General features: G+C 69.6%; 23 protein-coding genes. 11 read left to right on the top strand and 12 right to left on the bottom strand.

Annotated features, from left to right (window positions below):
• Positions 1-86: 86 nt before the first annotated feature.
• The 5 genes from ACYVBS_RS03775 to tssJ form a co-directional block, all read right to left on the bottom strand.
• Entirely contained in the window at positions 87-1511 is a 1425-nt protein-coding gene (locus ACYVBS_RS03775) for an ExeM/NucH family extracellular endonuclease (RefSeq protein WP_460821886.1), read from the bottom strand.
• A 128-nt stretch (positions 1512-1639) separates the two neighbouring features.
• On the bottom strand, positions 1640-2155 hold the full coding sequence (locus ACYVBS_RS03770; RefSeq protein WP_460821884.1) for a c-type cytochrome: 516 nt from the start codon (positions 2153-2155) through the stop codon (positions 1640-1642).
• Positions 2156-2396: 241 nt separating this feature from the next.
• Positions 2397-3185 carry a type IVB secretion system protein IcmH/DotU gene (gene icmH, locus ACYVBS_RS03765; protein ID WP_460821883.1) on the bottom strand — a complete coding sequence of 263 codons (789 nt, stop codon included), beginning with the start codon at positions 3183-3185 and terminating at the stop codon, positions 2397-2399.
• Positions 3182-4525: a type VI secretion system baseplate subunit TssK gene (gene tssK, locus ACYVBS_RS03760; protein WP_460821882.1), complete on the bottom strand. Its 1344-nt coding sequence runs from the start codon at positions 4523-4525 to the stop codon at positions 3182-3184. The genes icmH and tssK overlap by 4 nt, the downstream gene beginning before the upstream one ends.
• Before the next feature lie 126 nt (positions 4526-4651).
• Positions 4652-5308, bottom strand: coding sequence for a type VI secretion system lipoprotein TssJ (gene tssJ, locus ACYVBS_RS03755; protein WP_460821880.1), 657 nt, complete (start codon positions 5306-5308; stop codon positions 4652-4654).
• Positions 5309-5513: 205 nt separating this feature from the next.
• Between tssJ and ACYVBS_RS03750 the strand changes: the two genes are divergently transcribed.
• Genes ACYVBS_RS03750 through tssH form a run of 8 tightly spaced genes read left to right on the top strand, consistent with a single transcriptional unit; the run spans position 5514 to position 15045 of the window.
• On the top strand, positions 5514-6191 hold the full coding sequence (locus ACYVBS_RS03750; RefSeq protein ID WP_460821878.1) for a hypothetical protein: 678 nt from the start codon (positions 5514-5516) through the stop codon (positions 6189-6191).
• Positions 6192-6227: 36 nt separating this feature from the next.
• Positions 6228-6725 (top strand): type VI secretion system contractile sheath small subunit, encoded by a 498-nt coding sequence (tssB, locus tag ACYVBS_RS03745; protein ID WP_460821876.1) that lies wholly within the window; start codon positions 6228-6230, stop codon positions 6723-6725.
• 3 nt (positions 6726-6728) lie between these two features.
• On the top strand, positions 6729-8216 hold the full coding sequence (gene tssC, locus ACYVBS_RS03740) for a type VI secretion system contractile sheath large subunit (protein ID WP_460821874.1): 1488 nt from the start codon (positions 6729-6731) through the stop codon (positions 8214-8216).
• A gap of 9 nt (positions 8217-8225) precedes the next feature.
• Positions 8226-8861, top strand: coding sequence for an Hcp family type VI secretion system effector (locus ACYVBS_RS03735; RefSeq protein ID WP_460821873.1), 636 nt, complete (start codon positions 8226-8228; stop codon positions 8859-8861).
• 53 nt (positions 8862-8914) lie between these two features.
• A complete protein-coding gene (gene tssE, locus ACYVBS_RS03730; protein ID WP_460821871.1) occupies positions 8915-9403 on the top strand; it encodes a type VI secretion system baseplate subunit TssE in 489 nt (162 codons plus the stop codon).
• Positions 9403-11238 carry a type VI secretion system baseplate subunit TssF gene (gene tssF, locus ACYVBS_RS03725; protein WP_460821869.1) on the top strand — a complete coding sequence of 612 codons (1836 nt, stop codon included), beginning with the start codon at positions 9403-9405 and terminating at the stop codon, positions 11236-11238. The genes tssE and tssF overlap by 1 nt, the downstream gene beginning before the upstream one ends.
• The gene (tssG, locus tag ACYVBS_RS03720) at positions 11214-12293 is read left to right on the top strand and encodes a type VI secretion system baseplate subunit TssG (protein ID WP_460821868.1); all 1080 of its coding nucleotides are present in this window, start codon (positions 11214-11216) and stop codon (positions 12291-12293) included. The genes tssF and tssG overlap by 25 nt, the downstream gene beginning before the upstream one ends.
• 25 nt (positions 12294-12318) lie before the next feature.
• Positions 12319-15045 (top strand): type VI secretion system ATPase TssH, encoded by a 2727-nt coding sequence (tssH, locus tag ACYVBS_RS03715; protein WP_460821867.1) that lies wholly within the window; start codon positions 12319-12321, stop codon positions 15043-15045.
• A gap of 34 nt (positions 15046-15079) precedes the next feature.
• On the opposite strand, the gene tatC is transcribed toward tssH, so the two are convergent.
• The 4 genes from tatC to ACYVBS_RS03695 form a co-directional block, all read right to left on the bottom strand.
• Positions 15080-15835, bottom strand: a complete 756-nt coding sequence (gene tatC / locus ACYVBS_RS03710) for a twin-arginine translocase subunit TatC (RefSeq protein WP_460821866.1) — start codon at positions 15833-15835, stop codon at positions 15080-15082.
• Between the two features lie 19 nt (positions 15836-15854).
• Positions 15855-16319 carry a Sec-independent protein translocase protein TatB gene (tatB, locus tag ACYVBS_RS03705; RefSeq protein ID WP_460821864.1) on the bottom strand — a complete coding sequence of 155 codons (465 nt, stop codon included), beginning with the start codon at positions 16317-16319 and terminating at the stop codon, positions 15855-15857.
• Between the two features lie 39 nt (positions 16320-16358).
• Positions 16359-16604 (bottom strand): Sec-independent protein translocase subunit TatA, encoded by a 246-nt coding sequence (gene tatA / locus ACYVBS_RS03700; protein WP_460821863.1) that lies wholly within the window; start codon positions 16602-16604, stop codon positions 16359-16361.
• A gap of 104 nt (positions 16605-16708) precedes the next feature.
• Positions 16709-17569, bottom strand: coding sequence for a lipid-binding SYLF domain-containing protein (locus ACYVBS_RS03695; RefSeq protein ID WP_460821862.1), 861 nt, complete (start codon positions 17567-17569; stop codon positions 16709-16711).
• A gap of 294 nt (positions 17570-17863) precedes the next feature.
• Between ACYVBS_RS03695 and hemH the strand changes: the two genes are divergently transcribed.
• Together hemH and ACYVBS_RS03685 are read left to right on the top strand one after the other, a co-directional pair.
• Positions 17864-18841 (top strand): ferrochelatase, encoded by a 978-nt coding sequence (hemH, locus tag ACYVBS_RS03690; RefSeq protein ID WP_460821861.1) that lies wholly within the window; start codon positions 17864-17866, stop codon positions 18839-18841.
• An 11-nt stretch (positions 18842-18852) separates the two neighbouring features.
• Positions 18853-19692 carry an alpha/beta fold hydrolase gene (locus ACYVBS_RS03685; protein ID WP_460822173.1) on the top strand — a complete coding sequence of 280 codons (840 nt, stop codon included), beginning with the start codon at positions 18853-18855 and terminating at the stop codon, positions 19690-19692.
• Here the strand turns inward: ACYVBS_RS03685 and ACYVBS_RS03680 are convergent.
• The 3 genes from ACYVBS_RS03680 to ttcA all read right to left on the bottom strand — a co-directional run bounded on the left by ACYVBS_RS03680 (position 19689) and on the right by ttcA (position 22722).
• Positions 19689-20474, bottom strand: coding sequence for a M48 family metallopeptidase (locus ACYVBS_RS03680; RefSeq protein WP_460821860.1), 786 nt, complete (start codon positions 20472-20474; stop codon positions 19689-19691). The two genes, ACYVBS_RS03685 and ACYVBS_RS03680, sit on opposite strands and share 4 nt — an antisense overlap.
• A 213-nt stretch (positions 20475-20687) precedes the next feature.
• Positions 20688-21593, bottom strand: a complete 906-nt coding sequence (locus ACYVBS_RS03675; protein ID WP_460821859.1) for a recombination-associated protein RdgC — start codon at positions 21591-21593, stop codon at positions 20688-20690.
• Positions 21594-21747: 154 nt separating this feature from the next.
• Positions 21748-22722 (bottom strand): tRNA 2-thiocytidine(32) synthetase TtcA, encoded by a 975-nt coding sequence (gene ttcA / locus ACYVBS_RS03670; protein WP_460821858.1) that lies wholly within the window; start codon positions 22720-22722, stop codon positions 21748-21750.
• A gap of 66 nt (positions 22723-22788) precedes the next feature.
• Here ttcA and ACYVBS_RS03665 point away from each other — a divergent pair, with 66 nt between their 5' ends.
• Positions 22789-22998 (top strand): YdcH family protein, encoded by a 210-nt coding sequence (locus tag ACYVBS_RS03665; RefSeq protein ID WP_460821856.1) that lies wholly within the window; start codon positions 22789-22791, stop codon positions 22996-22998.
• The last annotated feature ends 42 nt before the right edge of the window (positions 22999-23040 follow it).

Here is a 23040-nt window from a genome sequence, read left to right as displayed (position 1 = left end):
CGCACCCTGTGGGTGCCCCTGCACGCCCCGGGGCGCGCGGCGCACGACCCGGCCGGGCGGGTCAGGCCGGGCGTTGGCGCCGACCGTCAACGGCGCAGGTCGAAGCCCAGCAGCAGCGGGTCATGGTCGGAGCTGCGCCACGGACCCTGTCCCCCGTCGCGGTATCCGGCGTTGCGCGGCTCGTCGGCGTTGGCGTGCCATTCGGCTGCGCCGCGGAGGTCGGCCGCCAGCGTGGGACTGAGCAGGGCGTGGTCCAACCGCCCGATCGTGCCGCGGTAGGCGTAGCTGTAGGGCGCCGCCACTCCGGCTTCCGCGAAGGCGTCGCGCCAGCCGGCCTGGGTCAGCAGATGGACGGGGTTTTCCTGCGCGTAGCTGTTGAAATCGCCGAGGATCACCGTGCGTTGGCTGCCTGTTCCCGTCGGGTCCCCCGTCAGCCACGCCGTCAGGCGGCGCGCCGACTCGGTCCGGGTGGCGTTCCAGCAGGCCTGACCATCGCCCTGGTCACGGTCGGCGCCCTCGGCCTCGCTGCAGCCCTTGGACTTGAAGTGGTTGGCGACCACCACGAACACCGGCCCGTTGCCGGCGCGGAAGGCCTGCGCCAGCGAGGGCCGGCTGCGCGCGGGGAAGGGGCCGCCCAGCAGGGCTGCGGTCTGGCCTACCGGCCGCACGCGCGAGGCACGGTAAATCAGCCCCACCTTGATGGGATCTTCCGGATCGAGTGCGGTGGCAAACCCCGGCACGCGCCCCGCCGTCGCCACGAAGCGCCAATCGGCGCCTTGGGCGTTGAGGGCCTGGACCAGTTGCGCCTGTGCCGCCTCGGTGCCATCGCCGTCGTTCTCCACCTCCATCAGCGCGGCCACATCGGCATCCAGCGCCTGGATGGCGGCGACCAGCTTGGCCAGCTGGGCGGCATGTTCGGCCGGGGTGCGCGCGCCACGTGGGGTCGGAAAGCCGCCGCCATGGCCGTCACCGTTGAACAGGTTCTCGAGGTTGAATGCCGCCACCCGCACGTTCCCCGCCACGACGGGCGCGGCCGGGCGCGGCGCCGCATGCAGCGTGGGGCGTACCTCGGCGCGGAGCACCGGGCCGTCGTTGCCCACGCGGATGACCCCGTCGACATTGCCGACCGTGCTGCCCAGTCGCGCGGTTTCCAGCGCGGCGGCGATGTCGCCGCTGGCCACCAGCCGAAGTTGGTGGGTCCGGTTGGTGTCGGCCAAGGCCCGCGCCTCGGTACTGCCGGGCCGGGCGCGCTCGGTCGGGTTCCAGGCGCGCCCGCCAAAACGCACCAGCACGCCCTCGCCGCCGGTGTCGACCAGCGTCAGGGGCGCCGTCACCTGCACCCGCTGGCCCGCGTAGGCGGACCAGTCGGTCGGTGCCGCGGCCAGTTCCGGCAGCGGCGGCGGCAGCGGGGCCGGGGGCGGTGCGCTGGCGCACGCCGCCAGTCCAAGAATCAGCCCGGCCGCGAGGGGCCAAGCGCGAAGGTGGGGGGGCAAAGGGGGCAGGCGCGTCATCGCGGTTCCGGCAGCGGCGGCAAAGCGGCCATTATCCCCAGCGGAGATGACGGCGCGTAACCCGGTGCCGGAAACGACAACGCCGCCCGAAGGCGGCGTCGTGCGGCAGCCAGCAGGCCTGCCCGGGCTTACTTCAGGTTGCCGACCATCCAGTCGACCGTGGCCTTGACCTGCTCGTCGGTCAGCGCCGGGTTGCCGCCCTTGGCCGGCATCACGCCGGCGGCGCCGGTGAAGCCTTCGATGGCGTGCTTGTACAGGGTGTCCTTGCCCTGGGCGATGCGAGCGCCCCAGGCGCTGGCGACCATAGTCGGCGCGCCGCCGGCGCCCGACTTGTGGCAGCCCGCGCACAGGTTGTCGAAGATCACCGCGCCATCGGTGGTGCCACCGTAGGCCACCTGCGAAGCGGCGGAGGCGGCGGCGGCCGCGGCAGCGGCTTGCTGCGCGGCGGCACCGGTCGCACCGGCGTAGACCGCGCCGGCCGGCGCGATGCGCGCCTCGGTGCGGGCCACGGCCTTCGGGTCCACTTCGGTCGGCAGGGTGCCGTGCAGGTACATCGCCCCCAGGATCAGGCCCAGCGTCAGCAGGCTGAGGAAGCCGATCACCATCGAGAAACGCTTCAGGAATTCGAGGTCGTAATTGCGCACGATCCACCTTTGGCGCACGTCCCGTCAGGGCCGCGCGTAGTCGTCAATCCATGGCCGCACCGGGTGCGACCGCTATTCAGATGAAGCCCGTCTGGCGTGGCCCGGCGGTTCCCGCCAGGGGCAGGAGACGGCCGGACCGGCAGCTTCGACGGGCATTCCGCCGTCCAGTTTATCGCACTCGGGGCGGCCCGTGACCCCCGATGCGCCCGTCGGTGCGCCCAACGCGTGGCGCACCCTGCGATCATGGCAGCGTGATGGTCAAGTGGGCGGTCCTGTGGGGCAGTCCGATCACCTGCTCATAGCGCCCCAGGCGCTGGTTCGTCTCCCGGCCGAGCAGCCCGTGGAAACCGGCGAAGGCCAGCAGCGCGAGCGCGGCGAACACGCCCAGGGGCGCCCACGTCGGCATCACCCGACGCAGCGCATGCGCGACGCGATCCGGCGGCAGCCAATGCGGAGCGAACGCGGCCCGCCGCCCCTTGAGGTAGTTGATCTCGTCGCCCAGTCGCGCGGTCAGGTAGCCCAGCTTCTCCGCGCCCTCCAGCCGATACCGGCCCTCGAAGCCCAGCAGCAGGCAGTGGTGGTAGACCTCCAGCGACGGCAGGCGGAGCGCGCCCTGGGCGCGCAACTGGTCCAGTCGCTCGAAGAAGTGCTCGCCGGCCAGGTGGTCCCCGAACAGGCGCAGCTGCAACGGGTTGCGCTCCCAGTCTTCCCGCAGCGCTGAGGACTGCGAAAGCAGCGCTTCGTCCACCGCCGCACAGAACGCGTACTTGGCGGCGAAGATGTCCTCGGCGGCGAGGCCGAGCTTGACCGCGCCACGCTCGACGCGATCCAGCAGCTGCTGCACCGAGGCCGCGAAACGATCCGCCTCGGGCGGCAGGCATCCCTGACGCAGCAGCATCAACAGATGGAAGCCGTCGCCCAGCAGGTCGACCAGCCGGCGTGAGGCCGCGGTCGGCGGGCCCGCCTCGTGCGCGAAGGCCGAGGACAGCGACGGCGTTGCCTGTGGGAAAGCAGACGTGGGGTGGATCATGGGGCCACCGCGATGAGTTCAAGCTTGAGGTCGTGCAGGCCGGCAGGGACGTAGATGGTCACAGACTGGGCCTTGAGCATGCGCTCGTACAGCGCGCCCCGCGGCTCCAGGGCGAAGTAGTGCAGGCCCGGCCGCACCGGAATGGCGGCCGGCACCTGCGCGGCATGCACCAGCTTCACGCCCGGCAGTGCCGAGAGCACGCAACTGTCCACGTCGTCGGGAGCACCTACCTTGAACCGGATCGGCACCGACTGCGTCAGCTCCGGTCCAGGCAGGTTGGCGGCCACCCCCAGGTAGAACGCGCAGCCCTCGTCGATACGTTGCGAATCCAGGCGCCCGAGGTGGAACGACGGCTTCACCTCGTTCAGCGCGATCTGGAAATAGCGCGCCGAGATCACCGTGTCGATCAATTCGCGGATGATCGCCAGCAGCGGCGTAAAAGCGCTTTCCGGCCGCGCATGGTCGTACGCGGGGAGGTTCGCGAGGGCGTAACTGGCAGAGAACGTGAGCAGTTCGCCTGCCAGCCGCAGCAGCTCCTGGTACAGCCGCTCCGGGTGCAGTCCGGGATGGCGGAAACAATGGGAGAGCGCGGCGCACGCGCCGTTGACCGTATGCAGCAGCCAGAACGAGGCCATGTCGCCCGAGCGGAATTCGATGACCGACTGCGACGGGGCGCGGTGGTGGCCGTACAGCGCATCGACCTTGGCCTGCAGCGCGTCCAGCAGCCGCCGCAGGCCCAGCAGCAACGCCGGCGACGCCCCGATGTGCAGGGCCGGCGGCACGAATTCCTCGTCCAGCTCGAAGCCGCCGGTGGCCGTGCGACGAACGCGTGCGATCGGCACGACGGAAAAGGCGTCGCGTGGCTCGTCCTCCGTCAAGATGCGGACCCGATGGCTCAGGTAGGCCAACTCCGCTTCGCAGGCATCGGTGTACAGATCGGCGGTGGAATGATTGGCTTGCGCATACCGGACAGCCAGGGCCGAGCCAGGCTCGACGCAGTTGCCGCCGTGCTCGCGCAGCAGCGGCAGCGCTGCAAACAGCGTGGTCGACTGCACGCCGGTGGGCAGGCTGGCGAGGGATACGGGTTCTGGCAGTGGCTGCGCGCCGGGCGCGCGGTGGATCTCGCCATCCGGAAACACCAGCGAGAGCTGCAGCACGCGGAACGTCCCGCTGGCGATCGACTGCAGGTCAAAGCGCACGTCGCGTACGCCCCAGGGATACGGGTGCAGCGCCAGGCCCATCTCGTGCACGCGCGCCTCGTGGTACGCGTCCTGGCGCTGGAAATGTTGTGGGCGGAGGAACAAGCCCTCGCCCCAGAAAACCTTCGACATCCTGCTCATGGCATCCCTGCGTGCATTCATCGCGTGATAGGGGCGTCGCCCCGCGGCGTGCATGGTCTATGCGCCACCGTGGGTGGCGCCGGCCGTCCTTTGCCGCGCGGCGAGGGTACTACAAGCGCGGGCGGATTAGGGACCGCACCGCACGCCTGACAAGCGCATCGGGTCGCCGGACAGCACCGTGCTCAGCGCGGGACTCGCGGTCGTCAGGGCGCAGGCATGGGCACCGATGACCACGCGTTCCCGCACGGCCTTGCTCCCGTCGAACACGAAGCGCCATGGGCCATCGCCCGCGTGGCGGAAGAGTGCGACCACCCCCACGTGGCGTGCATCGCCGGCCAGCCGCAGCGTCCACGCCTGCCGGTCGCCGGGCAGCACCACGCGCTCTTCTACGTCGACCACGTCCTCGCCCAAGGCGCCGCGCTCGCGCGCGGTGTCGAGGAAGTGCGCCATCGGCAGCTGCTCAAAGCGCTGCGGATCGCGCAACTGGTACACGCGCACCACCAGCGCGACGCCCTTGCTGCCGCGCCCCGCATTGAGATTGTGTGCCCCGTGCACCTCGAGCTCGACCGTGTGCCGTGCGTCGGCCGCGGCCCGCAACGGGTCGAGGCCAACCGCCGCGAGCGCACGGTCCGTCACTGTTCCGAGTACGCCGCCGCTGGCACAGGCGGTCAGCAGCAGCGCGCCCGCCCCCAGGGCAAGGGTGTTGCGCAACCGGGTCCGGGTGGCACGCAGCGCGCGTACCCGCGCACGCGCCGTGGGGCGTGCGCAGCCAATGCAATCCATGGCGTGAAGCTCCTTGTGGGTCGAATTCCCGGGGCGCGTCCGGCGCATCGCTGGCATCGCCCACGAATTCGGGTAAGAATAGCCGCGTCGCGCGTCCGGTAGGGACGTGCGGGCGGCGCCACTATACGGGCATCGCGCGCCGCCGGCGCCATGCAGCACCCAAGGACAAGGCCCGTGTACGGGCCACACATGGAGAGTGAACCGAATGCGTTATGCACGCACGGCCGCCATTGCGCGCGCCTTTTTCGTCCCTGGTTTCATTTGCGCCCTCGCCCTGTGGCTGGGCGTGGCCGGCGCGGCATTGGCCGCCAAGCCCAAGCATTACGACAAGCTGTTCAGCGCCGCCGAGGCGCACGTGGCCGCAGGCCGCATCGAGCCTGCGCTGATCGCCTTCAACGATGCCGCCAAGGCCGACCCAACGCGCAAGGAGCCGTGGATCCGGTCGGCCCAACTGCTCTTCGATGCCGGCCGGTATGGCCGCGCCATCGTCGCCGCCGAAGAAGTGCTGCAGCGCGATCCGCAGGACCGCGTCGCGGACAGCGTGCTGACGATTTCCGGCATGCGCCTGGCGGGGCAGTCACTGCAGCGCTTGCAGGCCAGTGGCGCGCTGTCCGTGTCCGACACGGCGCGCAAGGAAGCCGAGCTGCTGGCCACCGCAGTGCGCGAGACGCTCAACAAGCCAGCTGCCAACGGCGCCACGCCGCGCGAGGTGCCCCGCCGCGCGCCCAAACCCCGTCGCAACAAGGCCACGGCCCGCGCCGCCGCCACGGCGACCACCGGCCAGGCGAACGCCGCCGCCCTGCCCGTGCGAGCCGCCGAATCCGCACCCCGCGCACCGCGGGCCGGCGGCGGGGCCAACCCATTCAACGTGCTCGACAACTGACACCGCACACCGCCGCCGATCGTAGGGAAACGAAGCATGTCCAAGAAGGAAAGTGTCCAGAAGCGCCTGCAGAAGGTGCGTCCGCCGCGCGTGCAGCTCACTTACGACGTGGAGAAGGGGGATGCCATCGAGCAGAAGGAAATCCCGTTCGTCGTCGGCGTGATGGGCGACTTCAGTGGTCAGCCCGAGCAGCCGCTGGCCAAGGTCAAGGACCGCAAGTTCGTCAACGTCGACCTCGACAACTTCGACGAGGTGATGGCAGGCATGGCGCCCCGCGCGGTGTACCGCGTGCCCAACAAACTGTCCGATGCCGGCGGCGAGTTCGCCGTGGAACTCAAGTTCAATTCCATCGACGACTTCCGCCCCGAGGCGGTGGTGCAGCAGGTGGAGCCGCTGCGCCAACTGCTGGAGGCCCGCGCCAAGCTGGCCGACCTGCGCAACAAGCTGGCCGGCAACGAAAAGCTGGAAGACCTGCTGACCGACGTGCTCAACAACACCGAGCAGCTCAAGCAGCTCGGCCAGGCGCAGGAGTAAGCCATGAACCGCGAAATGGAAGCCGCCGCCCTTGCCGGGGGCGAAGTCGTCGAACTGGGTCTGCTGGACCAGATCATCGAGCAGAGCAAGGTCGCGCGCTCGAACGCCGAGCACCAGCGCGCCCGCGACATCATCGGCGAGCTGGCGCGCGAGGTGATGCAGGGCACCGTGCTGGTGTCGGACAACCTCAACCTGACGCTCGATGCGCGCGTGGCCGAGTTGGACCGGCTGATCTCCGAGCAGCTGACCGCGATCATGCACGCGCCCACCTTTCAGCAGCTGGAGGGCACCTGGCGCGGCCTGCACTACCTGTGCGGCCAGACCTCCACCGGCGCGCAGATCAAGATTAAGGCGTTCAACGCGCCCAAAAAGGACCTGGTCAAGGACTTCAAGTCGGCGATCGACTTCGACCAAAGCGCGCTGTTCAAGAAGGTCTACGAGGAAGAGTTCGGCACCTTCGGCGGTTCACCGTTCGGTGCGCTGATCGGCGACTATCAGATCGGTCGCCAGCCGGAAGACATGTACTTCATCGAGCAGATGTCGCACGTGGCCGCCGCCGCGCACGCACCGTTCATCGCCGCCGCCAGCGAGGACATGTTTGGGCTGGAGAGCTTCACCGAGCTAGGCAAGCCGCGCGACTTGGCCAAGGTGTTCGACACGGTCGAATACGCCAAGTGGAAGTCGTTCCGCGACTCCGAGGACAGCCGTTACGTGGGCCTGACCCTGCCGCGCTTCCTCGGCCGCCTGCCGTACAACCCAAAGGACGGCACCACCGTCGAAGGCTTCAACTTCGTCGAGGACGTGGACGGCAACGATCACGCCCGGTACCTGTGGTGCAACACCGCCTACGCGTTTGGCGCACGCCTGACCCGCGCGTTTGAGGATTACGGCTGGTGTGCGGCGATCCGCGGCGTTGAAGGCGGTGGCCTGGTCGAGGAGCTGCCGACCCACACTTTCCGCACCGACGATGGCGAGGTCGCGCTCAAGTGCCCGACCGAGGTGACGATCACCGATCGCCGCGAGAAGGAGCTCAGCGACCTGGGCTTCATCCCGCTGGTGCACTGCAAGAACACCGATTACGCCGCGTTCTTCGGCGCGCAGTCGGCGCAGAAGGCCAAGAAGTACAACACCGATGCGGCCAACGCCAACGCCAGCCTGTCGGCGCAACTGCAGTACATCTTCGCGGTGTCGCGTGTGGCGCATTACCTCAAGGCGATGATGCGCGAGAAGATCGGCAGCTTCGCCTCGGCCGGCAACGTGGAGGAGTTCCTCAACCGCTGGATCGCCCAGTACGTGCTGCTGGACGACAACGCCACGCAGGAAGCCAAGGCCCAGTTCCCGCTGCGCGAAGCGTCGGTGCAGGTGTCCGAAGCGCCGGGCAAGCCCGGCGTGTACCGCGCGGTCGCGTTCCTGCGCCCGCATTTCCAGCTCGACGAGCTGTCGGTGTCGTTGCGACTGGTGGCCGAGCTGCCGGCCGGTTCAAAAAAGTAAGGCAACGGATTGCATTGCAGCACGGGGCCCCGTGTCCCGGCGGCACGCGGCCATGCGGTTGGGTGGTCGCGGGCCGGCTGTAACACCCCGCCGGCAGACGCTGGCGGATTTCTCACGGAAGAACGGAACAAAGGAAACCAGATCATGCAACACGCTTTCTTGAGCATCGACACCATCAAGGGCGAATCGAAGGACGCCGAGCACAAGGACTGGATCGAGATCGAGTCCTTCACCCAGGACGTCCTGCAACCGCGCTCGGCGACCGCGTCCACCGCCGGCGGCAGCACCGCCGCGCGCGTGGAAATGAGTCCGCTGCAGGTCACCAAGCGCATCGACCTTGCCAGCACCGCGCTGTTCCAGGCCTGCGCCAACGGCACCACCTTCCCGAAGGCGCAGATCCAGTTCATGCGCGCCGACAAGGACGGCAACGCCATCAACTACTACACGATCGAGCTGCTGAACGTGCTGGTGCACCGGGTCAACACTGCCATGGGCCATGACGGCATGCCGGCCGAGACCGTGGAGCTGAGCTTCGGTGCGATCAAGTGGTCGTACACACAGCAGAAGCAGGGGGGTGGCGTGGGCGGCAAGACCATCGCCCAGTGGAGCAACACCACCAACAAGCCGACCTACTCGGTCGCCTGATGGTGCGATGCGATGGCGGCCCCGGCCGCCATCGCGTTGGCCGCGAAACCGCCATGAAGGGATTTGAGCCCAGCCTGCTGGAGAAACTGTTCGACGACGAACCGCGCGTGCGCGGTGGCTTCGGCACGTTCCGTAGCCTGACGCTGGAGCAGTACAAGGACTCGGTGGCGCGCGACCTGGAGGGGTTGCTCAACAGTCGCGCGGCCTTTGGCGAAGATGCGCTGGAGGCATGGCCGCACTGTCGCCGCTCGCTGATGACCTACGGGCTGCGGGATTTGTCCACGCTCACCCTGGCCAGTGGCCAGGACCGGTCCGCGATCTGCCGTGCGCTGGAGCAGGCCATCGCCCGCCACGAACCGAGGTTGAAGGAGGTTCGGGTGGCCCTGGACGGCAATGGACGCGGCCCGGCGGCGCTGCGCTTCGCCATCCACGCCGTGCTGGACGTCGAGCCCGCACGCGAACCCGTCAGCTTCGATGCGCTGCTGCAGTCCACCACCATGCAATACGCGGTCAGCCGCTTCCGCCGCACGACGACGGCCTGATGGACGACCTCCTGCCCTTCTACGAGCGCGAGCTGGGGTGGCTTCGTCGCTACGGCCGGGAATTCGCGGAGCGCTACCCGAAGATCGCCGGGCGCCTGCTGCTGTCCGCCGACGGCAGCCAGGACCCCCACGTCGAACGCCTGATCGAGGCGTTCGCGTTGCTCAGTGCACGTACCAGCAAGCGCATCGAGGACGACTATCCCGAGTTCACCGAGGCGCTGCTGGAGGTGCTCTATCCGCACTACCTCCGGCCGTTTCCCGCCTGCTCCATCGCCTGCTTCGACCCCGGCCCGGCCGCGGCGACGCTGAGCGCGCCCGTCGTGGTGCCGCGGGATACGTTGCTGCACTCCCGTGCGGTGCGCGGGGTCAGTTGTCGCTTCCGCAGTACCCAGGACGTGGTACTCGCCCCGATCCGCGTCGCCGCCGCGCGCTTCAGCGCGGTGAGCGATGCCCCGATGGCCGTCAGCCTGCCGGTGGGCTGCGGCGGTTCGGTTGCCTTGTCGTTCGAGCTGCTGGGGGAGCAACCGCATGTCGCCGCGTTGGGCCTGGAGCGGCTCCGTCTGTTCATCGACGGGGAACCGTCGTTCTGTGCGGCCCTGCGCGACCTGTTGGCACTGGGCCTGCGGGCCGCGTACCTGGAGCCGGGCAACAGCGGTCGCTGGACGCCCTTGCCCGCGGTCCCGCTGCAGCAGGTGGGCTTCGCGGTGGACGAGGCGCTGATCGACCTCCCCGAACGCTCGCATCCCGCCTACCGCCTGCTGACGGAGTTGTTCGCGTTCCCGGAGAAGTTCGGATTCTTCGACCTCGACCTGCGTGCGTTGGGCGCTAGCACCGGCAGCCGCTTTAGCGTGCACCTGGTCCTGGAGGCCATGCCCGCCGATGCCCCCATCGCGCGCGTGCTGGAGTCCCTGTCGGCGGAGCACGTGCGCCTGGGCTGCACCCCGGTCGTGAATCTGTTCGCTCAGCGCGGCGATCCGATCCGGGTCACCCACCGCACCACGCACTACCCGGTGGTGGCTGACGCGCGACGGGCCTTTGCCTACGAGGTCGTTTCCATCGACTCGGTGCACCGGGTCCGGCAGACCCCGCAGGGGGAAGACATCACCGAATTCCGCCCGTTCTATGCGTTGCGCCACGGTGAAGTGCCGGACAGGTCCGGGCAGTACTGGGTCGCGCGCAGGGATGCGGACGTCGCCCGGCACAGTCCGGGCTTTGAGACGGAACTGGCCTTCGTCGACCTCGACTTCAACCCGGTCGCGCCGCAGACCGACGTCATCAGTGTCGCGTTGACCTGCAGCAACCGCGACCTGCCCAGCCACCTCGCCTACGGCGTGCCCGGTGGCGACCTGACCCAGGACGGCGGTGGCGTGGCGCGCAGCATTGCGCTGTTGCGCAAGCCGGGGAAGCCGCTTCGGTTCGAGCGCGGCGGAGGCGCGCAGTGGCGGCTGATCTCGCACCTGGCGTTGAACCACCTGTCGCTGACGGCCAGCGGCCTGCCGGCGTTGAAAGAGATGCTGCGCCTGTACGACCTGGCGCGCAGCAGCGTGTCCGCGCGGCAGATCGACGGTCTGGTCGGACTGGAGCAGGTGGCGAGCAACGCCTGGTTGCCGGGGCGCCACATGCCAAGCATGGTGCGCGGCATTGAGGTGCGGCTGACGGTCGATGAGCACGCATTCGTCGGTACGGGGCTGGCGGCCTTCGTGCGCGTCCTCGAGTGCTTTCTCGGCCTGTACGTGCACGCCAACAGCTTCACGCGGTTGTGCGTCCTCTCCAGTCACGACGGCCGGACCCTGTTCCGGGGCGAACCGCGATGCGGCGAATCGATCCTGGCGTAGCCCAGCAACTGCTGGGCACGCCGCAGCGCTTCGGGTTCTTCCAGGCGCTGCGCGTGCTGGAAGGGCTGTTCGTGCGCCAAGGGCTGAAGTCGGTCGATGCGGTGCCTGCGCGCGTGCGTTTCCGCAATTCCACGTCGCTGGCGTTCCCCTGCAGCGAGATCGAAGCGGCGTCTGCGTTCGCCGGCGATGGCGCGCTACTGGACCGGGATGTCGCGGTCGCCCATGCCGTCACCATGGAAGCGCTGGGGGAAGTGCACCTGACCCCGGCCTTCATGGGCTTGCTGGGGCTGCATGGCGCGCTGCCGCTGCACTACACCGAAGCCGTGGCCGCGCGCGAGACCTTCGAGCGCGACCGCGCCGCGCGGGCATTCTTCGACGTGTTCACCACCCGTGCCGTCGCCCTGCATTACGCGGGGTGGAAGAAGCACCGGCCCGCGCTGCAGTACGAAGTGGACCGACGCGAACGCTTCCTGCCGCTGGTGCTGGCGCTTGCGGGGCTGGGCACGCCGGCGCTGCGCCAGCGCCTGAGCGACGGTGACGGGGCGGTGTTCGACCAGGCGCTGGCCCACCACGCCGGCCTGCTCGGGCAGCGTCCGGCCTCGTTGGCGACGCTGCAGCAGGTACTCACGGGGTACTTCGCCGTGCCCCTGCGGGTCGAGCCCTTTGTCGGGGCCTGGTACGCGGTGCCGGAGGAACAGCGCACCCACCTGGGCGTTGGCAATGCGTGTTTGGGCCGCAGTGCCCTGGCCGGTGGGCGGGTGTGGCAGCGCGACCTGCGTCTGCGGCTGTGGATCGGACCGCTCGACCGCGGCCGCTTCGACGCGTTCCTCCCCGGCGGGCACGCGGCGCAGGCGTTGGCCAAGTGGCTGGCGCTGCTGACCGGCGCAACGCTCGAGTACGAAGTGCGCGTGGCCTTGCGGGCCGAGGAGGTGCGCGGCATCGCCATGGGCAAGTCACAAGCCCCGTCGAGACTGGGCTGGGACAGCTACCTGTGTTCTCGCCCCGCGTCCGCGCCCCGCCACGACACCACCTATTTCATCCAGCCACTGCATTGACGGTGGCACGCGAAGGAGCGCACCCGTGGGCAACACCCTCAAGACCTTGATTGCCAAGCTCAACGATCCCTGCCGGCAGGCCACCGAACGGGCTGCCAACCTGTGCCTGGCGCGCGGCCACTACGAGGTGGACCTCGAGCACCTGTTCGTCGCGCTGTTGGAGCAGCCCGGCGGCGATGTGGCCCTCGTCGTGCGCCGCAGCGGGATCGACGCCGATGCGCTGCGCGCCGACCTGGAGCGCGAAATCGGCCGCTTCAAGGCCGGCAACACCCGGACGCCGGTGTTCTCGCCGCATCTGCCGACGTTGTTCGAGCACGCCTGGCTGATCGCGTCGCTGGACACGCACACCACTCGCATCCGCAGCGGTCACCTGCTGCTGGCCCTGCTCAGCGAGCCGGGATTGTCGCAGTTGGCGCATCGCGGTTCGCCGCTGTTCGCGCGGATCAAGCGCGAGGCGCTCAAGCATGACTTCGTCGGCCTGACCGAAGGCTCGCACGAAGCCACCACGGTGGGTTTCGCAGAAGCCGGGCCCATGGTCGGCGCCGATGCCAGCGAGGCACCGGGCGTGCCGGGCGGGCTGTCCAAGACGCCGGCGCTGGATCAGTTCACCACCAACCTTACCCAGCGCGCCCGCGACGGCAAGGTCGATCCCGTGATCGGCCGCGAGGTCGAGATCCGCCAGGCGATCGATATCCTATTGCGGCGCCGCCAGAACAATCCGATCCTCACCGGCGAGGCGGGCGTGGGCAAGACGGCGGTGGTCGAGGGCCTGGCATGGCGTATCGCGCAGGGCGACGTGCCCGACGTGCTGCGCGGTGTCGAACTGCACACGCTGGACATGGGGCTGCTGCAGGCCGGCGCCAGCGTGAAGGGCGAGTTCGAGAACCGGCTGAAGAACGTGATCGACGAGGTGCGCCGGAGCCCGCATCCGATCATCCTGTTCATCGACGAAGCCCACACCATGATCGGCGCCGGTGGCCAGGCGGGGCAGAACGACGCGGCCAACCTGCTCAAGCCGGCGCTGGCGCGGGGCGAACTGCGCACCATCGCCGCCACCACGTGGGCCGAGTACAAGAAGTACTTCGAGAAGGATGCCGCACTGGCGCGCCGTTTCCAGGTGGTGAAGGTGGAGGAACCGGACGAGTCCCTGTGCGCGGCGATGCTGCGCGGCATGGTGCCGCTGATGGAGCAACACTTCGGGATCCGCGTGCTGGACGAGGCGATCACCGAAGCCGTGCGCCTGTCTCACCGTTACATCACCGGCCGGCAACTGCCGGACAAGGCGGTGAGCGTGCTCGACACCGCGTGCGCCAAGGTGGCGCTGGGGCAGAGTGCGACCCCCGCGATCATCGACGACACCCACAAGCACCTCGAGCGCTTGGCGGCGGAGATCGCCGTCCTGCAGCGCGAGGCGCTCAGCGGCGCGCACCACGACGAGCGGCTGCATGAGCTGGAGGCCCAGCAGACGCAGTCACGTCAGGTGCTGGCGGAGAGCGAGGCGCGGCTGCGCGACGAGCGCGCGCTGGCGCAGAAGATTGCCGCGCTGCGCACACAACTGGAACAGGAGGCGCCGGCGCCAACTGAGATGGGGGACGCCGACGAGCTCCGCGAAGAGTCGGGCGCGGTGGTGATGGTCGGCTTGCGTGCCACCGCCGTGCGCGCGGCGCAGGTCGAGCTGGAAACGCTGCTGGCCGAACTGCGCGCGTTGCAGGGCGAGACGCCGCTGCTGCCGCTGCAGGTCGACGGCGGCGTGGTGGCGGAAATCGTCAGTGCCTGGACGGGGGTGCCGCTGGGCCGGATGGTGCGGGACGAGTTGCGCGTGGTGCGCCAGTTGGCGCCGTTGCTCCGCGAGCGCGTGATCGGTCAGGACCACGCACTCGACGCCGTCGCCCAGCGCGTGCGCACCGCCAGCGCCCGCCTCGAGGATCCCAACAAGCCGCGCGGCGTGTTCCTGTTCGTTGGCCCGTCCGGGGTCGGCAAGACCGAGACCGCGCTGGCGCTGGCCGACATCCTGTACGGTGGTGAGCGCAAGCTGGTCACCATCAACATGAGCGAGTACCAGGAGGCCCACAGCGTCTCCGGCCTGAAGGGCTCGCCGCCGGGCTACGTGGGCTATGGCGAGGGCGGCGTACTGACCGAGGCCGTGCGCCGCAACCCCTACAGCGTGGTGTTGCTGGACGAGGTGGAGAAGGCCCACCCCGACGTGCTGGAGATGTTCTTCCAGGTGTTCGACAAGGGCGAGATGGACGACGCCGAAGGCCGGGCCATCGACTTCCGCAACACCCTGATCATCCTCACCAGCAACATCGGGTCATCGCAGATCATGCAGGCCTGCCTCAACCGGCCGGCCGAGGAGCAGCCCACCGCCGACGCCCTGGCCGAATCGCTGCGTCCGGTGCTGATGAAGACGTTCAAGCCAGCGTTCCTGGGTCGCATGAAGGTGGTGCCGTACTACCCAATCAGCGACGACGTGCTGGCTACGATCATCGAGCTCAAGCTCGAGCGCATCCGCCAGCGCATCCGCGCGAACCACAAAGCAGTGTTCGACTGGGACGAGGGGCTCGTCGAGGCGGTGCTGGCCCGCTGCACCGAGGTCGATTCCGGGGCGCGCAACGTGGACCACATTCTCGGCGGCACGCTGCTGCCGGAGATTGCCGGGGAAGTACTCGCGCGCATGGCCGATGGGGTGCCGGTGCAGCGCGTGCTGGTGACGGCGCAGGACAGCGGGGCGTTTGCCTACCACGTCGCCTGATGCGCGGACCACCGAGGAGCCCGCGCCCGCGGGCTCAATCCCGGGCGTCGCCCGTGGCGCGGCCGCGCCCCACCCAGCCCGCAGCGATGATCCCCACCTCGTAGAGCAGGCACATCGGGATCGCGAGCATCAGCTGCGACACCACATCCGGCGGCGTGATGATCGCCGCGATGATGAACACGCCCACGATCGCGTAGCCCCGCGCCTCGCGCAGCTGCGCGGGCGTCACCCAACCCATCGCGGCCGCGATCACCATCGCCACCGGCAGCTCGAAGCTCAGGCCAAACGCGACGAAGATCACCAGCACGAAATCGAGGTACGCGTTGATGTCGGTCATCATCGCCACGCCATCGGGCGTGATCTGGGCGAGGAAGCCAAACACGGTGGGCAGCACCAGGAAGAACGCGAACGCGCAGCCGGCGTAGAACAGCGCCATCGCCGACACCAGCAGCGGCAACGCCAGCCGCTTCTCGCGCTGGTACAGGCCCGGGGCGACGAACGCCCAAGCCTGGTAGAGCAGCCACGGCATCGCCACCATCAGCGCCACGAAGAACGCCAGCTTGAGCGGGGCGAAGAACGGCGAGGCCACTTCCACCGCGATCAGCTGGCCCCCGGCCGGCAGCTTGGCCAGCAGTGGCGCAGCAAAGAATGCGTACAGCTTGTTGGCAAACGGCAGCAGCGTCAGCAGCACCACGAACAGCCCCGCCACCGCACGCAGCAGGCGCGCGCGCAGCTCGATCAGGTGGTCGATCAGGCGCGGCTCGGCGGCGGTGTCCACGGCGTCGGTCATGGCAGTGGCGTCCTCGCGCTCAGGGCTGCGGGTCGCGGCCAGAGGCCTGCGGTGCGCCGGTGGAGGCGTGCGGCTCCAGGGTCGACTCGGGCGGTGTGGCATCTTCCCCGGACTCGGCGGTCGCCGCGGTTTCGCCGGCGGCCGGGGCGTCCGTGGACACGCCCGTCTCCGCGCCCGACGCGCCGGAGCCCGGCGCACCCACGTCGTGGGCCAATCCGCGTGCGCCCTGTTCCAGGCTGGCCGCCTGTTCGCGCATCGCCGCCTCCGCCGCGCGCAGCTGTTCCTGCGCCTGGCGCAGGCTGCGCCGCAGTTCCTCGTCGGCCAGTTCGGTTTCCAGTTCGGCCTTCACCGAGTACCACTGCGCGCGGGCACGCCGCACCCACAGGCCCGCGAAACGCGCGGCCTTGGGCAGCCGCTCCGGGCCCAGCACCAGCAGGGCCACGACGGCGATGACGAAGATTTCGGAAAAGCCGATGTCGAACATGGCAGCCGGCCCGGGTCAGCGCCCGGGCCGTGTCCGCGCTCAGCGCGGGGTGTGTTCGTCGTCGCGCTGCGACGCACTGGACTGGGTGTCGGCGTTGCGACTCTGGTCCGGCAACTGCGAGGGCGGCGTGTTCTTGCCCACCGCGTCATCGTCCTGCAGGCCCTTCTTGAAGCCCTTCACCGCCTCGCCCAGGTCCTGGCCGACGTTCTTCAGGCGCTTGGTGCCAAACACCAGCACCACGATCACCAGCACGATAAGCCAGTGCCAAAGACTGAAACCGCCCATGGGAATGCTCTAGGAAGTGGGACTATCAGGATACCGCAGCCATGCCACACCGGCGCTGACGGCCGTGCGGCGGGAACAGGGCAGGGTCCGTGCGCCGGCCGGACTCAACGCGGCAGCGGCTCCACCTTGGGGCTTTCGACCGTCTCGAAACCACCCGGCTGGGGCTGCCCCGCCGGCTGCAGCGGCTGGGTCTGGCTGCCGGCCGGCGCCTCCGCCGCGCCGACCTGCACCTGGCCGCCCGTGCTGGCGCGGCGCGGGGCCGCGCCGGTGCGGTTGGCGCTGGCATTGGCACTGGCCTCTTCCAGGCGGTCGCGGAAATCAACCACCGCGTTGGACGGCGCACCCTTGGCGCGGCCTTCGAAGATCATGCGCGGGGTGGTGTCACGGCCGTAGACCGACTCGTTGGCCTCGTCGTCGATGCTCAGCACCGCGCCGTCCAGTGCCACGCCGGCAAACAGGCCGCGCGCGCGCGACCACGACCAGATCTCGGCCTTGAGCTGGCCGTCGGTGGCGGTGGCGGCATTGCGGCCCACGGGGCCGGCCGCGACGCCGGCATCGGCGCCCAGGGTGATCTTGCCGTTGACGATGGAGTCCAGCCCGCGGTCGCTGCGGAACACCAGCACCACGTCGGCCGACTGCACGCCGGCCTGGAAGCCGATGCTGCCGCCGGTCAGCTTGACGAAGCTGGGGTTGGACCAGGTGCCATCGGGATTTTTCACCGACAGCAGGCCGTGGCCACGGCGCGCGCCCACCATCAGGCCGATCTTGACCGTGTCCGGCACCACGACAATCGCGCGGGCATCGTCGAGCAGGCGGTCGGGAATGGCCGACTCGGGAATCGCTTGGATGTCGGCCAGCACGCGCACGGCGTTGCGTGCCCGGTCATCCTCGCGCGGGCCCGCGACTGCACTGGTGGCTAGGCCGAGGGCGAGGGCAAGGACGGCAACGCGCGGCAGTCGGGACATGGCGGACTCCATTGATCGGGGGATGGGGCGTTATACGCGGGATGTGACCGCGCCGGCGAGGCGTGGTTCCCAGGACGCGGTTCAGGCTAGTGACGCGCGGATGAATCGCAATGGAACCGCGCGGCGTCGCGCGATGCATCAGCGTCCTTCGGCGGGAAGCGTCGGGGCTTGAGCACGGCGGTGTGCGGACGTGCGTTCCAGGCCGGGGCAGTCGGTGCATCTGGTGCTTCGGTGGCTGCGTAGAGGCGCCGGCCGACGAGCTTGGCACTCCCGCCCGCTATCATCGCCCCCATCATGCCGCCTAATGCCTCCGCCTCCGACACCACGGTTTTCCTCGTCAACCTGGGCACGCCCGACGCGCCCACCGCGCCCGCGGTCGCGCGCTTCCTGCGCGAGTTCCTGCTCGACCCGCGCGTGGTGGCCATCCCGCGCCTGCTGTGGCAGCCGCTGCTGCAGTGGGTGATCCTGCCGCGCCGCTCGCCGGTGGTGGCGGAGAAATACGCGCAGGTGTGGTTGCCCGGCGACGACGGAGGCTCGCCGCTGACCGCCTACACGCGTCGCCTGGCGCGTGCGGTGCAGGCCCGCGTGCCGGGGGTGAAGGTGGTGGAGGCGATGCGCTACGGCAATCCGTCGCTGATGGCGGCGCTGCAGGCCGCACGTACCGCGGGCACGCGCCGCGTGCTGGTGCTGCCGATGTACCCGCAGTACTCCACCACCACCACGCTGTCGGTGGAGGATGCGGTGGCGAAGGTGCCAGGGTTGGCCGTGCGCACCGTGCGCGACTACCACGTCGACGCGCAGTGGGTTGCCGCGGTGGCCGATTCGGTGCGTGCCCATCGCGCCGCGAACGGCGCGGGCGACCATCTGGTGTTCTCGTTCCACGGCCTGCCGCAACGGCTGGTCCGGCAGGGCGACCCGTACGCCACCCAGTGCGAGGCCGGTGCGCGAGCGATCGCCGCCGCGCTGGGCCTGGCCGACGACGCCTGGACGCTGAGTTACCAGTCGCGCTTTGGCAAGGAGAAGTGGCTGGAACCGGCCACCGACAAAGCCCTGAAGGCGCTGACCGATCGCGGCGTGCGCACCATCGACATCATCGCGCCCGGTTTCTCGGTCGATTGCCTGGAGACGCTGGAAGAAGTGGCATTGGGCTTGGCCGAGCAGGTGGCGCATGACGGCAGCACGCTGCGCTACATCCCCTGTCTCAACGACTCGCCGGCGCATGCCGACGTGATCGCAGCGCTGGTCCGCCGCGAACTGGAAGCGTGGGCGTGAGTGACGCGGTGATGCGCGAGTTTGCCGTCGACACCGTGTTCGGCCGCCTGTGCGGGCTGCGCCGCGAGGTGCCCGGTGGGCCGCGCGTCCTCGCACTGCATGGCTGGCTGGATAACGCCGGCAGCTTCGTGCCGTTGGCGCCGCACCTGCCCGGCCTGGATCTGGCGGCGCTCGACATGCCCGGCCACGGCGCCAGCGCGCACCTGCCGCCAGCGGCGGACTACCTCAGCGTCGCGTTTGCGCGCGCGGTGCTCGCCACCGCCGACGCGCTCGGCTGGGAGCGATTCAGCCTGCTGGCGCACTCCCTCGGCGCCGCGGTGGCCAGCGTGGTCGCGGCAGCAGCGCCACAGCGCGTGGAGCGTTTGGTCGCCATCGAGGCGTTGGGGGCGCTGTCCGAGGCCGAGAACCGCACCGGCCAACGCCTGCGCGATGCCTTCGCGGCGCAGGCGTCTCCCCGGCGCGGCCTGCGCGTGTTCGACGACATCGCCACCGCGGTGCGCGCGCGCATGCAGGTCAACGGGCTCAGCGAACCGGTGGCGCGGCTGTTGGTGGAACGTGGCATCGCGCCCACCGAGGGCGGCTTCGTCTGGCGCAGCGACCCGCGCCTGACCCAGCCGACGGCGGTGCGCATCAGCGAGGCGCAGGTGCGCGACCTGGTGCGTCACATCGAGTGCCCGACCCGGGTGATCTACGCCGACCCGCCGCAGTCCTACTTTCCCGATGACGTGCGCCGTGCGCGGGCCGCACTGTTGCCGCGCGGCGAGCTGGTGGTGATGCCCGGCACCCACCACCTGCACATGGAAGACCCGCAAGGCGTGGCCGCGGCGATCGGGGATTTCTACGCGCGTTAGCCGCCGATCAGCGCGCGCAGGGTCGCCTTCAACCGCCGGCCTTCCGCATTGAAGTAGCGGCGCTCGTCGCGCCACGTGGGAAAGCGGGCTTCGACTTCGCGCCAGAACGCGCGCGAGTGGTCGTGGTGGATCAGGTGACAGAGCTCGTGCACCAGCACGTACTTGAAGGCCGATGGGCGCGCCAGCACCAGCGACAGGTCCAGCGTGACCGACCCGTCCGGCGCCAGCGAACCCCATTGCGAAGACATCACCTTGAACCGCACCTGGCGCGGCGCGCGGGGCAGGCCGGGCAGGTAACGCGGCAGCCAGCGGCCGACATCGGTGCGCCCCTGGGCTTCGTAGAAATCACGTGCGGCACGCTGGATGGCGGTGTCGCGGGCCTGCTGCGGCAGCGAGAACACCAGCGCCTCGGCATCGTCCTCGGGTTGCAGCCGGGTGGTGCGACCGGCTTCCCAGCGCAAGGGCACGCTGCGCCCGCGCAGGGGCAAGTGCGTGGTCTGGTCGCGGACCAGCGTGGCGCTGGCTTCGCCGGCGAAGCGTTGCAGTTGCGCGTCCAGCCACGCGGCGTGTTCGGCGACGAAACGCTCGCCCGTGGCGCTGCTGGCACGCGGGGGCAGGGTCAGGCGTGCACCGCGCTCATCCACTGACAGCTTCAGGCGTCGTGCCCGCGGATCGCGAACGCGAGCGACCTCGATCGTGCGGCCGTCGGGCAGCACCAGGTCGAACGCGTCGCGCTCGATCGCGCGGGGCGATGGCGCCAGAAGGCGGAACAGGGAAGTCATGCGTGGCCGTGGGGTGGCTTGCCACGATTGTACGGATCGGCGCGCGGCGTGCGTGACGACGTCCGTGCCATTCATCGCCGATCGCGCGTCCATCGCTGGCTCGGGTCGCGCATTGTCGGATCATCCTTGATGCCGGCCGGCCCCGGTCGACGTCAGGCCGGCAATGGCGCATTCCCGATGCAGCCCCTTGGTCGGAGGCGCGCCGCGCGAAGATCAGGCCTCGGCCTTGCTCAGCTTCAGCGCGCCTTCCAGCACGGTGAACAGGCGGCGCACCTCGGCGGACAGCAGGATGAAGCGTGCGTCCAATTCGGCGCGCAGGTCGTCGCGCTCGGTGCTTTCCAGTTCATCCACCGCACCATCGAGCAGCTTGAACTTGCGCACCACCAGGTCCTCGCCCAGCACGAACGACACGTGGTCATCCAGCGTCAGCGCCAGGCGCGTGACCTGCTTGCCGGATTCCAGGTGCTTGGCGATCTCATCGCTCTGCAGCTCCATGCGCTGCACCTTCACCACCGCGCCCTGGTCGATGGGGTCGCGCAGCTCGCACTCATCCCCGAGCGACAGGCCCTCGGGCAGCGGGTCGCCGGCCACCCAGCCGGTCAGCACTGAGCGCGGCGCGACTTCGGCGTTGAGCGGCAGCGCGGGGAAGCTGCCCAGCGCGCGGCGGATCTCGCTGACCACGTTCTCGCCGCTCTTGCGGCTGCTGGTGTCGACCACCACGATGCCGTGGCCCAGGTCGAGCAGTGCGTCGGTGCGGGTGGGTTTCACGAACGCGCGCGGCAGCAGGTCGGTGACCAGCTCGTCCTTCAGGCGCTTGCGGGTGCGGCCGCCGGGCTTGCGCCCTTCCTTCTGCTCGATCTCCGCCAGCTTCTTCTGCAGCATGTCGTTGACCACCGCGCCCGGCAGGATCTTGTCCTCGCCGCCCACGGCCAGCCAGATTGCGTCGCCCTGGCGGTGCGACAGCGCTTCGGCATCGCGGCCGAACGGGCTGATGAAGCCGCGGCTGGACAATTCCAGCGGGCCGACCGGCTTGAGCTGGCATTCGTCCAGGCCGGTGTCGAGGTCGTCGAGCTTGGTGGTGGTCGGGAAGCGGAACAGCGTCAGGTTGCGGAAGAACATCAGAGGCCCTGGTTCGATACGGGGAGGGCGCCGGCGGCACCCTGGCTATCAGAAACGATCATCGTGTCAGGTGCTGCGACGCGGGTCGCGGCATGCGCGCAACGGATGCAATCACGCACGCGCGGCGCTGCGGGCAGTTGTCGCACGGCGGCATTCAACCCGCGGGTACCGAGTCGCCCTCCCGACCAGCGGCGTCCTCGGTTGCTGCCTCACCGGCGAGCCACGCGTGCGCGTCGGCCTTCGTGCCGTGCGCGCCCAGCGACAGGAAGTCGAAGAGGTTGGGGTCGCTGAGCTGCGACGGGCGGATGTCGCCCAGCGCGCGCGCGATGGTCTCGATGCGGCCCGGCGTCTCCTTCTCCCACGCGTCCATCATCCGTTTGACCTGCTTGCGCTGCAGGTTTTCCTGCGAGCCGCACAGGTTGCACGGAATGATCGGGAACGCCTTGGCCTCGGCGTAGGCGCTGATGTCATCCTCCCGCACGTAGGCCAGCGGGCGGATCACCACGTGCTTGCCGTTGTCCGACAGCAGCTTGGGCGGCATGCCGCTGAGCTTGGCGTGGAAGAACAGGTTGAGGAAGAACGTGGCCACCAGGTCGTCGCGGTGGTGCCCCAGCGCGATCTTGGTGATGCCGTTTTCCTCGGCCCAGGTGTACAGCGCGCCGCGACGCAGGCGCGAGCACAGCGAGCACATGGTCTTGCCTTCCGGCACCACGCGGGTGACCACCGAGTAGGTGTCCTGCTCGATGATGTGGAACGGCACGCCGATCGACGTCAGGTAGTCCGGCAGCACGTGCTCCGGGAAGTCCGGCTGCTTCTGGTCTAGGTTGACCGCGATGATCTCGAAGCGCACCGGCGCCTTGGCCTGCAGCTGCAGCAGGATGTCGAGCATCGTGTAGCTGTCCTTGCCGCCGGACAGGCACACCATGACCTTGTCGCCGTCCTCGATCATGCCGAAGTCGGCGATGGCGCGGCCCACCTGGTGGCGCAGGCGCTTGGCCAGCTTGTTGGCTTCGTGCGCGGCGCGACGCGCGCGCGGCACGAACGCCGCCGGCTCGGTCAGCGCGAGGGGCTCCACGCCCGGTGCGGACGCGGAGAGGGAGTCGGGGTGCAGGGGCAGGGCGGTACTCATGGACCGGCCATTCTACCGGGACCGCGCACCCTGACGTTTGAACGGGTGGCGCGGTAAGCTCGGCACATGCACGAGTGCGACGACCCCGCCACCATCGCCCGCCGTCTGGCCGAATTGCGCCAGGAGCATCGCGACCTGGACATGGCCATCGGCCGCCTGCATGCCGACATTGCCGCCGACGAGCTCGCCGTCAAGCGGCTGAAGAAGCGCAAGCTGTGGCTGAAGGACTGCATCACGCGGCTGGAATCGTCGCTGATCCCCGACGAGCCTGCCTGAGGCCACCCTTCACGCGCGCGGTTCGCGACCGGCCGGCGCAGC

The sequence above is a fragment of the Lysobacter olei genome, from assembly GCF_054777355.1.
This window is presented reverse-complemented; position numbering and strand designations above follow the sequence as displayed.